The 14,522-nt window shown below is 68.9% G+C and carries 15 protein-coding genes; 3 read left to right on the top strand and 12 right to left on the bottom strand.

All coding sequences use genetic code 11. The features are described from left to right. The 5 genes from nusB to aroC form a co-directional block, all read right to left on the bottom strand. Nucleotides 1–401 (bottom strand): transcription antitermination factor NusB (nusB, locus tag VGS97_RS11825; RefSeq protein ID WP_326853429.1); only part of this gene is annotated, 401 nt, incomplete at its 3' end. Between the two features lies 1 nt (nucleotide 402). Continuing rightward, entirely contained in the window at nucleotides 403–966 is a 564-nt protein-coding gene (gene efp, locus VGS97_RS11820) for an elongation factor P (protein WP_326853428.1), read from the bottom strand. Nucleotides 967–1,090: 124 nt separating this feature from the next. Further along, nucleotides 1,091–2,167 carry a 3-dehydroquinate synthase gene (gene aroB, locus VGS97_RS11815; protein ID WP_326853427.1) on the bottom strand — a complete coding sequence of 359 codons (1,077 nt, stop codon included), beginning with the start codon at nucleotides 2,165–2,167 and terminating at the stop codon, nucleotides 1,091–1,093. Continuing rightward, nucleotides 2,164–2,667, bottom strand: a complete 504-nt coding sequence (locus tag VGS97_RS11810) for a shikimate kinase (RefSeq protein ID WP_326853426.1) — start codon at nucleotides 2,665–2,667, stop codon at nucleotides 2,164–2,166. The genes aroB and VGS97_RS11810 overlap by 4 nt, the downstream gene beginning before the upstream one ends. Then, nucleotides 2,664–3,920, bottom strand: coding sequence for a chorismate synthase (gene aroC / locus VGS97_RS11805; protein WP_326853425.1), 1,257 nt, complete (start codon nucleotides 3,918–3,920; stop codon nucleotides 2,664–2,666). Before aroC ends, VGS97_RS11810 begins: the two co-directional genes overlap by 4 nt. 149 nt (nucleotides 3,921–4,069) lie before the next feature. Here aroC and VGS97_RS11800 point away from each other — a divergent pair, with 149 nt between their 5' ends. From VGS97_RS11800 to VGS97_RS11790, 3 genes are all read left to right on the top strand, one after another. After that, a complete protein-coding gene (locus tag VGS97_RS11800; protein WP_326853424.1) occupies nucleotides 4,070–4,906 on the top strand; it encodes an SAM-dependent chlorinase/fluorinase in 837 nt (278 codons plus the stop codon). Between the two features lie 242 nt (nucleotides 4,907–5,148). Beyond that, nucleotides 5,149–5,325, top strand: a complete 177-nt coding sequence (locus tag VGS97_RS11795; RefSeq protein WP_326853423.1) for a hypothetical protein — start codon at nucleotides 5,149–5,151, stop codon at nucleotides 5,323–5,325. A 138-nt stretch (nucleotides 5,326–5,463) separates the two neighbouring features. After that, nucleotides 5,464–6,621, top strand: coding sequence for a DUF6882 domain-containing protein (locus VGS97_RS11790; RefSeq protein WP_326853422.1), 1,158 nt, complete (start codon nucleotides 5,464–5,466; stop codon nucleotides 6,619–6,621). A 74-nt stretch (nucleotides 6,622–6,695) separates the two neighbouring features. Here VGS97_RS11790 and VGS97_RS11785 read toward each other — a convergent pair whose 3' ends face one another. From VGS97_RS11785 to VGS97_RS11755, 7 genes are all read right to left on the bottom strand, one after another. Then, complete coding sequence (locus tag VGS97_RS11785; RefSeq protein WP_326853421.1) at nucleotides 6,696–7,538, bottom strand: shikimate dehydrogenase; 843 nt, start codon at nucleotides 7,536–7,538, stop codon at nucleotides 6,696–6,698. Continuing rightward, entirely contained in the window at nucleotides 7,538–9,577 is a 2,040-nt protein-coding gene (mltG, locus tag VGS97_RS11780) for an endolytic transglycosylase MltG (RefSeq protein ID WP_326853420.1), read from the bottom strand. Before mltG ends, VGS97_RS11785 begins: the two co-directional genes overlap by 1 nt. After that, nucleotides 9,574–10,071, bottom strand: coding sequence for a Holliday junction resolvase RuvX (ruvX, locus tag VGS97_RS11775; RefSeq protein WP_326853419.1), 498 nt, complete (start codon nucleotides 10,069–10,071; stop codon nucleotides 9,574–9,576). Before ruvX ends, mltG begins: the two co-directional genes overlap by 4 nt. A gap of 113 nt (nucleotides 10,072–10,184) precedes the next feature. Beyond that, complete coding sequence (alaS, locus tag VGS97_RS11770; protein WP_326853418.1) at nucleotides 10,185–12,857, bottom strand: alanine--tRNA ligase; 2,673 nt, start codon at nucleotides 12,855–12,857, stop codon at nucleotides 10,185–10,187. A gap of 156 nt (nucleotides 12,858–13,013) precedes the next feature. Beyond that, nucleotides 13,014–13,262 carry a hypothetical protein gene (locus VGS97_RS11765; protein ID WP_326853417.1) on the bottom strand — a complete coding sequence of 83 codons (249 nt, stop codon included), beginning with the start codon at nucleotides 13,260–13,262 and terminating at the stop codon, nucleotides 13,014–13,016. A 17-nt stretch (nucleotides 13,263–13,279) separates the two neighbouring features. After that, complete coding sequence (locus tag VGS97_RS11760; RefSeq protein WP_326853416.1) at nucleotides 13,280–13,690, bottom strand: DUF948 domain-containing protein; 411 nt, start codon at nucleotides 13,688–13,690, stop codon at nucleotides 13,280–13,282. Between the two features lie 121 nt (nucleotides 13,691–13,811). After that, nucleotides 13,812–14,420 carry a TetR family transcriptional regulator gene (locus tag VGS97_RS11755; RefSeq protein WP_326853415.1) on the bottom strand — a complete coding sequence of 203 codons (609 nt, stop codon included), beginning with the start codon at nucleotides 14,418–14,420 and terminating at the stop codon, nucleotides 13,812–13,814. Nucleotides 14,421–14,522 lie beyond the last annotated feature (102 nt).

The following is a 14,522-nucleotide window of genomic DNA, read 5'->3' as shown; positions in this document are numbered from 1 at the left end:
CGGTCCAGCAAGCCGTTCACGAACTGCGGGGACTCCGCGGTGGAAAGCTCCTGCGCCAGGGTGACCGCCTCGTCGATCGCGACCACTTCGGGGATGTCGGTGCCCCACAACAGCTCGAACAGGCCGAGACGCAGCAGGTTGCGATCCACGGCCGGCATCCGGTCTATGGGCCAGCCGATCGAGTAGGTCTCGATCAGCGAATCGATCCGCTCGATGTGATCGACGACCCCGGTGACCAGCTCTATCGTGTACTCGCCGATGCGCGGGTCGGTGTCCTGCGGGGTCATCCGCGCGGACCTGGCGACCCGGTCGGCCAAGACGTGCTTCGGATCCACACCCTTCAGGTCGGCCTCGAACAGCACTTCGAGGGCGCGCCGACGCGCCTTGCTCCTGGTCGCCACGTCAGCTGTTGATCCGGCCGAGGTACTTCCCGTCGCGGGTGTCCACCTTGACCTTCTCACCGGTGGAGATGAACAGCGGGACCTGGATCTCGTAGCCGGTCTCCACCGTGGCCGGCTTGGTGCCACCGGTCGAGCGGTCGCCCTGTAGGCCGGGCTCGGTGTAGGTGATGATCAGCTCGACGGCCGCAGGCAGCTCGACGTAGAGCGGAACGCCGTCGTGCGTGGCGACGGTCGCCTCGGCGCTCTCCAGCAGGAAGTTCGCGGCGTCACCGACGGTCTCGGCCGGAACGTTGAGCTGGTCGTAGGTGTCCGTGTCCATGAATACGAAGCCGGTCGGCTCCTTGTACAGGTACTGCATCGTGCGCTTGTCCACGTTGGCCGTGTCGATCTTGATGCCGGCGTTGAAGGTCCGGTCGACCACCTTGCCGGTCAGCACGTGCTTGAGCTTGGTGCGCACGAACGCCGGGCCCTTGCCGGGCTTGACATGCTGGAACTCCACGACGTTCCACAGCTCGCCGTCGAGGTTGAGGGTCATGCCGTTCTTGAGGTCGTTGGTCGTGGCCACGGCCGGGTGACTCCTAGCTTGAAATAAGTCTGATTGGCGAGCGACAAGTCTACCGGTCGGCAAGTGCGGCGATCACAGCGCCGGCCGGGGCGGACCGGATGTGACTGCGTGGCGGGTGTGGCTTTCAGCGAGAGACTTCGGCGTAGGCCGCGGCGAGCAGCTGGGGATCGGGCGCTTCCAGGACGGTGGGTTTGGCCAGACCCTGGAGCACGATGAAGCGGAGGCGGTCGGCGCGGGCCTTCTTGTCGATCCGCATGGTTTCGAGCAGCTTCGGCCAGGCTGACGCGTCGTAGGACAGCGGGAGACTCAGGGCACTGAGAAGTTCGCGGTGGCGATTGGCGGTCGGCTCGTCCAGACGGCCGGTCAGGCGGCCGAGTTCGGCGGCGAAGAGCATGCCGACCGAGACCGCCGCGCCGTGACGCCACTGATAGTGCTCGTTACGCTCGATGGCGTGGCCGAGGGTGTGGCCGTAGTTGAGAATCTCGCGCAGGCCGGACTCCTTGAGGTCGGCCGAGACGACGTCGGCCTTGACCTGCACCGCGCGGCGGATCAGCTCGTGGGTGTGCGGCCCGCTGGGAGCCTTTGCGGCTTCGAGGTCTGATTCGATCAGGTCGAGGATGACCGGATCGGCGATGAAACCGCACTTGACCACCTCGGCGAGGCCGGCGACGTAATCGTCGTGCGGCAGCGTCTCCAGGGCCGTGAGGTCGCACAGGACGCCTGCGGGTGAGTGGAAGGCTCCGACCAGGTTCTTGCCCTCAGCGGTGTTGATGCCGGTCTTGCCGCCGATCGCGGCGTCGACCATGCCGAGCAGGGTGGTCGGGACCTGCACGACGCGCACGCCGCGCAGCCAGCTGGCCGCGGCGAATCCGGCCAGGTCGGTGGTCGCGCCGCCGCCGACACCAACGATCGCGTCGGTTCGGGTGAAGCCGGACTGGCCGAGCACGGACCAGACGTGGGCGAGCACCTGGACGGATTTCGCCTCCTCGGCGTCGGGGACCTCGATGGTGACGGCCTCGTAGAGCACGTCGAGGTCGGCGCGGACGGCCTCGGCGGTGGCGGCGAGCGTCTTCGGATGGATGATCGCGACCCGGGTGGGCTTGTCGCCCAACAGCCCCGGCAGCTTACTGAAAAGGCCGGTGCCGATGACGACGTCGTACGGGCTTTCTCCGCCGACGGCGATGGTCGTCGTGTCTGTCACTCGGGCAGCTCCTTGACGATGAGTGCGGCGACTTCGTCGGGCGCGAGGCCGACGGTGGAGACGGTGACCGTGGCCACCTGCTCGTAGAGCGGCCTGCGTTGCGCGAGCAACTGGGAGAGCTGGCCGCGCACGTTGCCGAGCAGCAGCGGCCTGGCGGTGTTCAGGCCGACGCGGCGAGCCGCCTCGGCGCTGTCGACTTCGAGGTAGACGACGTACTGGCCGCCGAGCGCGGCCTGCGTCTCCGCGCGGATCACCGCCCCGCCGCCGAGCGAGAGGACGCCGTCGTGCGAGTCGATCGCGGCGCGCACCGCCTCGGACTCCAGTTCGCGGAAGTACTGCTCGCCCTTCTCGACGAACAACTGGGCGATCGGCATGCCGGTGATCGCCTCGACATCGGCGTCGGTGTCGCGGAAGGGCACCGCGAGTTGGCTCGCGAGCAGCTCGCCGATGGTGGTCTTACCGGAGCCGGGGGCGCCGACCAGAATGATGCGCGGGCTCACCGCAGCACCTCCAGACCTCGGGACCGGACGTCGGCAAGGTACGCGTCGAGGTTGCGGGTGGTCTCGGCGACCGAGTCGCCGCCGAACTTCTCCAGGAGGGCTTCGGCCAGGACGAGACCGACCATGGCTTCGGCGACGATTCCGGCGGCGGGGACGGCGCAGACGTCGGAGCGCTGGTGATGCGCGGTCGCGGACTCGCCGGTCGCGGTGTCGATGGTGGCCAGCGCACGCGGAACGGTCGAGATCGGCTTCATCGCGGCACGCACGCGCAGCAACTCGCCGGTGGACATGCCGCCCTCCGTACCGCCGGAGTGGCCGGTGCGGCGGCGGACGCCGGCCTGTCCCGAATGAGACTGCCCGGGGTCCATCTCGTCCTGGGCGAGGGAACCGCGGATCTCGGCGAGCGTGAAGCCGTCGCCGAGTTCGACGCCCTTTATCGCCTGGATGCTCATCAGGGCGGCGGCCAGGCGCGCGTCGAGACGCCGGTCCCAGTGCACGTGGCTGCCGAGACCCGGCGGCAGGTTGAAGGCGAGTACCTCGACAACGCCGCCGAGGGTGTCGCCGGCCTTGTGGCAGGCGTCGATTTCGGCGACCATCGCGGCGCCGGTCTCGGGGTCGAGGCAGCGGACCGGGTCGGCGTCGATGCGGTCGAGGTCGGCGGGGGTCGGCAGCAGGCCGTCGGGGACGGCGACCGGGCCGAGGCGAACCACGTGCGAGACGATTCGGATCCCGGCGGCCTGGTCGAGGAACGCTCGGGCCACGTCGCCGAGGGCGACCCGGGCGGCGGTCTCCCGTGCGCTGGCCCGTTCGAGGACTGGCCGGGCGTCGTCGAAGCCGTACTTCTGCATGCCCGCCAGATCGGCGTGGCCGGGCCGCGGCCGGGTCAGCGGGGCGCTGCGGGCCTGACCGGCGCCGGAGGCGGAGAACTCGGCCGAGCCGGGCTCGACCTCGTCCAGCGCGGCAGGGCCGGCCACCGGGTCGGCGGCCATCACCGACTCCCATTTCGGCCACTCGGAGTTGCCGATCCGGACGGCCACCGGACCGCCCTGAGTCAACCCGTGCCGGACGCCGCCGAGAAACGTCACCTCGTCCTGCTCGAACTTCATCCGGGCACCGCGGCCGTAGCCGAGCCGCCGCCTGGCCAGTGCGTCCGAGACCGCCTTGGTGGACGTGCGCACGCCCGCCGGCAGCCCCTCGACGACCGCGACCAGGGCGGGACCGTGCGATTCCCCTGCGGTGAGCCAACGCAACATGCCCCGATCATCCCACGGTGCACTCAGCACCTCGTCGCTTCGTCCACAAGCCGGGATATCGTCCGTTAAAAGGAAGAAGTGATCGTCTGAGCTACCTCCGGTTACCGCGCGGCTACTTCCGAGTCATTTGCACGGCTTAGGGTACGGCGATGGTTGCACAATCAGACTCGGCTGCGGGACGAGCCGGGTGGATCGGTTTTCTGTCCGACTACGGGCTGTCCGACGGCTTCGTCGGCATCTGCCACGGCGTGATCGCGACTCTCGCACCGGCGGTGCGAGTGATCGACGTGAGTCACGACGTGCCGCCCGGTGACCTACGCCGGGGGGCGGCACTGCTTGCGCAGGCCGCGCCTTATATGCCGGCCGGGGTCCTGCTCGCGGTGATCGATCCGACGGTGGGCAAGAAGCGGCGCAGCCTGGTGATCCAGGCGGGCCGGACGTATCTGGTCGGCCCGGACAACGGGCTGCTGATGCCGGCCGCGCGAGCACTGGGTGGGGCGAGCGCGGCGTTCGAGGTGACGACTCCTGAGGTCATGCGCCAGCCGGTCTCCGCGACCTTTCACGGACGGGATGTCTTCGCGCCGGTGGCGGCGCGGCTGGCGACCGGCATGTCGCCGACACGGGTCGGTTCGGCGGTGCCGGTGGACGACCTCGTGCACCTGTCGGAGCCGGTGGCGCGGCTGACGGCGCATCGGTTGGAGGGTGAGGTTCTCACGATCGACCGGTTCGGTAACGTGCAGACCTCGCTTCCGGCGGCGCTGTTACGTGACGGGGGGCTGCGTGAGGGCGAACTACTGCGGCTGCACTGCCGGACCGGCGAGGTGCGCGTGCCGTTCAACCGGACGTTCGCCGACGTGAAGCTCAGCGAACCGGTCGGATACATCGACTCGGCCGGGTTGTTCGCGCTGGCGCTGAACGGGAAGTCGGCATCGGCGAAGTACGACCTGCGACCCGGCGACCCGGTGGCGTTGCGCTTGGAGGCGTGACGCTGGTTGTCAGGGTGACACTGGTCGGAGCGGCGACACTGTGCGTTGATTCACAGGCAACGGCCGCGACACCCGGCCGGTGCACAATAGATCACGGTAGGAACGGCGTGAGGCAACGAGGCCCGGTCGAAGAAGAAACCTCATTCAACCGGCGCCCCGGGGGCGGTGCCTCGCCATCGCCTGTCGGGCGACCGATCGACGATTGCGGCCCGCGGGCCGGATCCGACCGATGGAGCCCTTTGATGCGCAAGACCCCTTTCAGCACGATCGACATCATCTCGGTACTGCTCGGCGACGCCGACACGGGCAGCGGCGCGCCGCGTCCGCTGCCCGGCCACGTCGAGGACCGGCTCGCCTCGATGGGCGAGGGTGGCGGCAAGGCGAGCCGTCGGCGGTCCACGCGTCGCCGGCAAGGCTGACAGAGCACTGTATCGGCATAGCAGTGCTTTGATTCTTCTGTAACGCTGTGCGGTCGCGTTCCGGGGTTTGCGGGGCGCGGCCGCACGGTGGGAGACTGGCGCGTCCCACGACGCAGTGTTCGACTTCGAGGAGTGGGGATGAGTCAGGGCGGGCCGCGGTTCCCGGTGGCCCGGGTCTTCGACGGGATGAAGCCGGACGGCAGTCCGCTGGTCTCGCGCCCGAATCTCGATCCACGGGAGATTCCCGCGCTGATCGCTTACCTCACGCGCGCGACGGTGGTGCTGTCCGCTCCGGGGACGACGCGTGACGAACTCGTCTCCGGCGCACCTGGCAGCGTGCCGCGGGCATTCCACACCGACGGCACGTGGGTGTGGCCGGCGGCCGTCGGGTACTACCTGAGCTGTCATCGGCTCCCGCCGCAGACCGAACTGCTGGCACATATTCGAGCCCGTAATCACATGCTCGGGCCGGTGCAGCCGGAGGTCGCCCGGGATGCCGCGGCGCAGGTCATGGCGGAGCTCAGAGCACAGTCTCAGCAGAAACAACCGCAGCCACGACCACCTCAGCCTCCGGCGCCGACCGTGGCGGGTCTGCCTGCGTTCAGCGCGGCTTTCAACGCGGCGGGGAATCGGCACGCCGCATGGGTCGCCGAGCAGCTTGAGACGTTCCTCGCGTTCCTTCCGCTCGGCGACTGGTCCGTCGACCACGCGACTCGCCGCTACCGCCAGTCCGGGCGGGACCTCGCCGTGGACGGACTCGGCACGCTTTCCCCGGCGGGCGTCTGGACGTGGGCATGGGCGGACTCTGCGACGTGGGGACAGAACGCTGCGATCGCCGAACGGTCGCTGCGCCTGCGCGCGCTCGGTGAGCGGGACGGCATCGCCGAACTCGTCACGCCGAGGTTCGGGCTCGCAGGCATCGAGGACGCGCCGGAGAGTCCGCAGGACGCCGCCGAGATGATCGCGTGGACGGCGATGGGACTGCTTGAAGCGCGCGGGTACATCGGCCACAGCGCGACTGAGGACGGCGGCGGCGGGCGAATCTACTACGTGGTCTGCGATGCGGGCGTCCCGGCCGCGACGCCTCGGCTCGACGCCGTGCCCGGAGTCGTGATGGAGGGTGCTGCGACGTTCGGCGAGGACGCGGCAGACTGCGTGCTCGGATACGTCGAGCACCATGGCTGGGACTGGAGCCGGGTACCGGACGGCATCGTGGTGGCGGCGCAGGGGATCGGGTCGTTCACCGCCGAGTTCTCAGGTGACGGCGAGCTGACGCGAGTTTCTGTGCACATGTGAGGCACGGCGCGCGGTACGCGGCAGGTATGCGTGTACGTGACAGTGATACGTGCGAGCAGGGCTGGCGGCGGCAATCAGCGTTCGTTGAGTGCGGCGACTCCGGCGGCACGCATCGCGGCGACCACCGCAGGACGCTGCGTCGACTCGGCGCCGGTCATCAACTCGACCTGTAGCGCCGCTTGGTGGATCAGCAGATCCAGACCGCCGAGCACGACGCCGCCCGCACGCTCCCAGGCTGCGGCGAGCGGCGTCGGCCATGGATGGTAGAGCACGTCGAAGAGCGTGCCGACCGGTTTGGTCACCGATTCGACCAACTCGTCCGCGGCACCCTTAGGCGTCGTATTCACCACGAGCGGGGCTTCCAGGCTTTCCCCGACCTGAGTCCACGGGTTCACGTACAGCTCGATCCCGGATCGCTCAGCCGTCTGGATCAGTTGCTCCGCTCGGCTAGGCGTACGTACGTAGACGTGGACCGGGCCGCCGTGCACGATCGACGCCAGCGCCGCGATGGCCGACGCGGCTGTGGCGCCTCCGCCGAGAACAGCAGCGGCGTCCGCGCCGGTGATGCCGCGTTCCGCGAGGGCGGCGACGATGCCGGGTACGTCCGTGTTCTCGCCGCGCCGCGTGCCATCCTCGGCGAACAGCACGGTGTTCACGGCCTCGACCGCGAGTGCCACCTCGCTGACCTCGGCGAGCAACGGGATGACGGCGCGCTTGAGCGGCATGGTCAACGACAGACCGCACCACACGGCTGCGTCAATGCGATCCAGGAAGCCGGGCAGCGCGACCTCGTCCACGTCGAATGCGTCGTAGCTGCGGCCGGTGAGACCGAGCCGCTGGTACGCGGCCCGGTGCAACACCGGTGAGAGCGAGTGCCCGATCGGCGATCCGAGGACCGCCGCCCGGCTTCCGGTCATCAGCGCGACCCGCACAATCCCTTGTACTTCGCGCCGAGTTCCTGCCACTGCGTGTTGGTCGCCGCGTACTGGACGCCGTCCGGCGTGGCGCAGAAGTAGAAGTAGTTGTTGGCGCGGTTCGGGTTCAGCGCGGCGTCGACCGACGGCTGGTCGGGGTTGTCGATCGGGCTCGGCGGCAGGCCCTTTATACCGTAGACGCTGGTGTTGTACGGGTTCGTCGCGTCCCTGTTGTCCGGCACGGTGCCGGCGTTGCCCATGCCGTACAGCGTCGAGGTGTCGAAGCCGAGGTGGGCGAACTGCATCGGGTTGTTGAACCGGTTGAACACCACTCCGGCGATCTTGTTCAGGTCGGCCGTGTTGGTCCCCGCCTCGGCGCGCGCCAGCGAGGCGATGATCAGCAGCTTGTACTCGGTCACGCCGAGCTTGGCCGCCTGGTTGGCCACGTCCTCCTGGCTGAAGACGGCCATCTGGTCGTCCACCATCTTCTTGAGCAGATCGGTCGGCGCCTTGAAGTCGGTCAGGACGTACGACTCCGAGGCGATGAAACCCTCGATGTGGGCGTACGGGAACTTCGGCCCCGGCTGCCCGGTGTCCCAGGACGGCAGGTCGATCTTGCCGCCGGCGATCGCGGAGCGGATGTCGGCGTCGGACCAGCCGGTCTTGGACTCCAGCGAGGCGAAGATCTGCGCGGCGCGCTCGCCGCCGTAGGTGATCAGCTGGGACTTGCTGTCCTTGTTCTTCGGGTCGAGCAGGTCCGCGATGGCCGCGGCGGCGCTGACGCCCTGCGGGAGCAGGTAGGTGCCCGCTTGTATGTTGGCGCACTGCGGGTTGGCGTTGCAGGCGTCGGTGAAGGCGCGCTGGCTCTTGACGATCCCGGAGCTGAAGAGCAGGCCGCCGATGGTCCGCCCGCCCGAACCGGTCGGGATGTTGACGGCCACCTTCGCGCCGGTTCCGGTGGTCGAGACGTAGTCGGGCGCCGGGCCGTACTTGGCCTGGTACCACTGGACGCCCTTGTAGCCGCCGTAACCGAGGCCGCCGGCGATGACCAGGAACGCGATGAACACGGCGAGACAGTTGCGGCCGCGCTTCTGCTTGAGCTTGCGGCCGCGCCCCGAGCCGGGCTCGTCGTCCCCGTCGAGCAGGGTGAAGCGCTCACCGTCTTCATCGTCGAGTTCCGTGCCGGCGCGTCGGCGTGAGCGCCCGGCCGTCGGGCTCTCGGCACGGCTGCCGGCCTCGCCGCCATAGGCGGGTGCTCGGCGGGAGTTGCGCGATGGGAACTCGTCGTCGTCATCGTTCTCGTACGGCGCGTAACCGCTCGGCGCTCCACCAGCGGGGCCGGCGGGGTTGCCGGCGCGTCGACGCCCATACGCACCCCCGGGCTGCCCTTGGGGCTGTCCCTGCGGATTGGCCGGACCACGGCCGGGCACGCCCGGAGCAACAGCCGGGTAGCTGCCAGTCGAGTAGCCGCTGTTGGTCGGATATGACCCGCTGCTCTGGCGGGGGTCGCGCTCGGCGGTCGGGTAGCTACCGGTCGAGTAGCCATCGCGCGCTCCCGGCGCGTAACCACCTGCATTGGGGTCACGGGCAGGCCGCGCATGGCCGCCCGACGAATACGGGTCGGACGCGTACGGATCGGACTGGGACGCGTACGCGTCCGTCGAGTAAGAACCGGTGCTGTACGAACCTGACGCGTACGGGTCCGCTGAGGGTGGTTGTTGGGGCTGAGCGCGGCGAGGGTAAGGCGTCTGCGGCTGCTGGCCTTGCTGCGGGTAAGCCTGCGGTGCCGTGTAACCCTGTTGTCCCGTACTCCAATCCTGCGCACTGGAGTTCGGCGCGGCAGGACGCTGTCCGAGTTCGTCGTAGTACGATGACTGCGGTTGCGCAGAGTAATCCTGCGGATACTGATTCGACTGGTATGGGTCCTGAGGGTACTGCTGCGCGTACTGACCAGGTTGCCCTTGGGCTGCCCTGCGTCCTCGGCCATGCGTTGAGCCGGGCACGGGCTCCTGAGATTCGCCGTACCAACCGTCGTCGCTCAAGCCTCGAACTCCTTACCCGGGGCGTGGGGCACGACGTCGTCGTCGGCCTGGGACAGGTGGCCGGGCGGCCTACCGGACGCGCGCTCGGCGTCGAGCGCGTTCTGCAGGATCACCACCGCGGCGGCCTGATCGACCACCGTCCGGGTCCTGCGTCCTCGAACACCCGACTCGCGTAGTCCACGGGTCGCGGTGACTGTTGTCAACCTCTCGTCGACCAGCCGCACGGGAATAGGCCGAATTGTCCCGGCGAGTCGTCCGGCGAACACCCGCGCTTTCATCGCGGCCGGCCCCTCGCTGCCGGACAGCGAGCGGGGCAGACCCACGACGGCTTCGACGACCTCGTACTCGGCCGCCAATGCCGCGAGGCGGGCGAGGTCTCCCTCGCCTGCCTTGACCGTCTCCAGCGGTGTGGCCAGCATGCCGTCCCGGTCACAGACCGCTACACCGATCCGGACCGCTCCGACGTCGACACCCAGCCTTCTTCCCGACCTCACCGCTCTCCCAGTTCGTTCCAGTCGCCGGTCGTTCCAACTCGCCGGATCCGCCGTCCGGACGAACTCTTCGTTTCGCCCGGTTCGGCCGATCCGGCGATCGCCTTCGCGGCAGCCTACGCCGGCACCGCCGCGGCGATCTGTCGGCGGACAGCTTCCAGCGCCTCGTCGAGCGCGCCGACGTCGGTACCGCCGCCCTGCGCGACGTCGTCCTTCCCGCCGCCTCCGCCACCGAGCGCCTGCGCGGCGGTCTTGGCGAGCGCTCCGGCCTTCAGGCCATGCTCCCGTGCCGCCTCGTTGGTCGCCACCAGGACGAGCGGGCGCTCTCCGGCGGCGCTGCCGAGCGCGATGACGGCGGGCCGGGAACCTAGCCGGCCGCGCACGTCGAATGCGAGCTTACGCAGATCGTCAGCGGTCGTGCCGTCCGGCGCGCGGTGCCCGACGAAAGCGACGCCGTGGACGTCGAGCGGGTTCCCGGCCAGCTCACCCGCGACTGCGAGCACCTGGCCGGCCCGCAGGGACGCGATCTCCTTCTCCGCATCGCGCAGCTTGCCGATGATGCCCGAGATGCGCTCGGGCAGGTCGTCGGGCCGCGCCTTGACCAGATCGGACACCTGAGCGAGCAGCACGTGCTCACGGGCGAGGAAGTTGTACGCGTCCGTGCCGACAAGTGCCTCGACGCGACGCACGCCCGCGCCGATGGACGACTCGTGCAGCAGCTTGACCAAGCCGAGGCGGCCGGTGTTCGCAACGTGCGTACCTCCGCACAACTCGTGCGCCCACTCGCCCACGGACACGACGCGCACGCGGTCGCCGTACTTTTCACCGAAGAGGGCCATCGCGCCCATCGCCTTGGCTTCGGGCTGCGACATGATCTGCGCGGTGACTGCCAAGTCGTCGACAAGGACCGTGTTGACCATCTGCTCGACGTCCGCCAACACCGACTGCGGGACCGCCTGCGCATGCGCGAAGTCGAAGCGGAAGCGTCCAGGCGAGTTCTCCGACCCGGCCTGCGTCGCAGTCTCGCCGAGCAGTTCGCGGAACGCGCGGTGCACCATGTGAGTCGCGGTGTGCGCGCGTGAGATCGCCTGACGGCGCGTCACGTCGACGACTGCCTCGGCGGGCTGACCGATCGTCACGTCTCCGTCACGGACAACTGCGCGGTGCACGATCAGGTCGCCGACCGGCTTCTGCACGTCCAGCACCTCGACCAGCGCGCCGTTGCCGAGCCGGATCAGGCCGTGGTCGGCGAGTTGTCCGCCGCTCTCCGCGTAGAACGGCGTGCGATCGAGCACCAGCTCGACCTCGTCGCCCGTGCCTGCTTCCGCGGCGACCGCGCCGCCGACGAGCAGGCCGCGGACGGTGGCCTCGGAGGTGGTCTCGCCGTAACCGGTGAACTCGGGCGAGCCGGTGCCGTCGTACAGTTCCCGGTACGCCGACAGGTCCGCGTGGCCGGTCTTCTTCGCCTTCGCGTCCGCCTTCGCACGCTGCTTCTGCTCGGCCATCAGTCGGCGGAAGCCGTCCTCGTCCACGCTCAGGCCCTGCTCGGCCGCCATTTCGAGGGTCAGGTCGATCGGGAAGCCGAAGGTGTCGTGCAGCTGGAACGCGTCCGCCGCCGCGAGCTGCTCACGACCCTGGTTCTTGGTGCTGCTGACAGCGGTGTCGAAGATGTTGGTGCCGGTCTTGAGCGTCTGTAGGAAGGACTCCTCCTCGCCGACCGCGACCGCGTCGATGCGCTTGTAGTCGGCGACCAGCTCAGGGTACTGCGGACCCATCGCCTCAACCGCCGAGGCGACGAGTTCATGCACAGTCGGCTGGTGCGCACCGAGCAGGCGCATGTTACGGACCGCGCGGCGCATCATGCGGCGCAGCACGTAACCGCGTCCCTCGTTGCCCGGTGTCACACCGTCGCCGATGAGCATCGTCGCGCTACGGATGTGGTCGGTGATGACGCGCAGGGCGATGTCGCTCTTCTGGTCCTTGCCATAGAGCGCGCCGGTCAGCTGCGCCGCCTTGTCGAGGATGACCCGCGAGGTGTCGATCTCGTAGAGGTTGTCCACGCCTTGGAGTACCGCGGCGAGCCGTTCGAGGCCGAGCCCGGTGTCGATGTTCTTCGAGGGCAGCTCGCCGAGGATCGGGAAGTCGCCCTTGCCGGTGCCCTCGCCGCGCTCGTACTGCATGAAGACCAGGTTCCACAGCTCCAGGTAGCGCTCGCCGTTGACCGCGGGGCCGCCCTCGACGCCATAGGCCGGGCCGCGGTCGTAGTTCAGCTCGGAGCAGGGGCCGCAGGGTCCGGGCACGCCCATGGACCAGAAGTTCTCCTCCATGCCGAGGCGCTGGATGCGCTGTTCCGGCAGGCCGATCTCATCGCGCCAGATCCCGTACGCCTCGTCGTCGTCCAGGTAGACGGTGGCCCAGATCCGGTCCCCGTCGAGGCCGTAGCCGCCGTCCGCGACCGAGCTGGTCAGCAGCTCCCAGCCGTAGGTGATCGCGCCTTCCTTGAAGTAGTCGCCGAAGGAGAAGTTTCCGCACATCTGGAAGAAGGAACCGTGCCGCGTCGTCTTGCCGACCTCGTCGATGTCGAGCGTGCGCACGCATTTCTGCACCGAGGTGGCGCGCGGCGCCGGCGGGGCCTGCTGGCCGAGGAAGTACGGCTTGAACGGGACCATGCCCGCGTTGACCAGCAGCAGGGTCGGGTCGGCGGCGATCAGGGAGGCGGACGGGATCTCGGCGTGTCCGCGCTTGACGAAGAAGTCGAGCCAGCGGCGGCGGATTTCTGCGGAGTCCATCGGTCCAATACCTCTCGGAACGGTCGGTCGGTGCCCGGCAGGCCGCCGGGCAGGTGTCAATTGTCGCAGCGAGCGGACCGGGGGTTGCCCCATTTAATGCGCGGTCGATACGCGTACGCGGTCAGCGATGCCCTGACGCTCGGCGCACTGCCCTAACTAGTCCTCGGGACCAGCGTCCTTGGCATCGACTCCGAGCACGCGGTAAAGCTCGAACTCACGCTCAGCCGCCGCCGACCGCACGTCGTCGGCGAAGTCCTGAATAGCTCCGCCGATCGCGCCGGGCAGTCCGCCCGCGCCCTGTGCGATACCCGCGGGGCTGAACTTCCGCAGTGCCTTGGACGCCCTGGTGAAAACCAGGACACCCGCCGTCGCGCCGAGCGCGACCCAGAACAACCGCTTGCCCATCGCAGCGCCTTTCCGTCTCAGCCCTTCTTGGCCTTGCGCTCGGCCTTCAGCTCCGCGCGCACCCTCTTCTCGACCTCGTTCTTGCGTCGGTTGGCCAGCGCGCTGCGCACTCCGTAGGAGAACGCCGCGGCCTTGATCATCGGCCCGCCGACGGTGGCGGAGAAGGTCGAGGCGAGCGCCGAGGCGTTGCCTGAGACGTTGGCCACGTTCTCGGTGATCGTGTCCACCCGGCTCAGCTGCTGGTTGGCGGTCACCACAGTGGTAGTGACCTCGCCGAGCAGCGGGACGGTCTGGTCGGCGATCCCGGCGACCAGCTTGCGGGCCTCCTTCAGGACCTCGGCGAGCCGCAGCAGGACGAAGCACAGGAAGATGACCCCGATCGCGAAGAAGATCGCGAATACGAGTCCGACGACTGCTCCTGCCGACACCTTGGGATCCATCCCTTCGTGCTGTCTGCCCGTCGGCCCAGACACTATCGTGTTTCGGCGCTTCAACCGGGACCGCGGGCAGGGCGACGAGGCCTTCAAACGTGGCCGGGGTAACGATCCGTCAGCCGTCGTGCATCGGGCGCGTGAGATGGAGCCGGATCGCGTCACGTAGCGCGCTCTCCAAGGCGGCGGGTTCGGCGGAGGCGATGGGTTCGAGCCCGAGCAGATAACGGGAGACGATCACGCCAAGCGTCTGCGACATCACCAGCGCGGCACGCAGTTCGGCGTCGGGATCGTCAGCCAGCGCGGCCATGATCGGCGGTTTGATCTGCTGCTCGAAGATCCGCTGGACCTGGCCGATCGCCTCGCGGTGGGTGACCGCGGTGCGGATGAGCAGCCGCTCGACTTCGTTCGCGCCCCCCTCCCAATGCTCGACGAACGTGTGCGCATACTCCTGCGCGAGCCGCACGGGTTCGGCGGCCGTGGACTTGTGCAGCGCGAGGTCTACCGCGGCACTGGCTTCGAAGAGTTCCGCCTTGCTCCCGTAGTAACGGATGACCATGGAGGCGTCGATGGCCGCGTCGGCGGCGATGGCGCGGATGGTGGCCTTCTCGTAGCCGTCGGCGGCGAAGCGGGCTCGCGCGGCGGCCAGGATCGCGGCACGGGTCTGGGCCGAGCGGTCGGTGAAGCGCCGACCGGGTGGCGGTTTGCCGTGCGTTGCCTCGTCCATGCTCTTCCCTTCCGTGCTTGCACTTTCCGGCGGTTGCGCTCCATACATGGGTCCATCATTGTTGGCCAACGAGCGTTGTCAAATGGAGAACACTCGCCGGCG

Origin of the sequence: Actinocrinis sp., from assembly GCF_035946395.1 — a bacterium.
Taxonomy (GTDB): Bacteria; Actinomycetota; Actinomycetes; order Streptomycetales; family Catenulisporaceae; genus Actinocrinis.
Note: the sequence above shows the minus strand (reverse complement) of the source record. Positions and strands in the feature narration are given on the sequence as shown.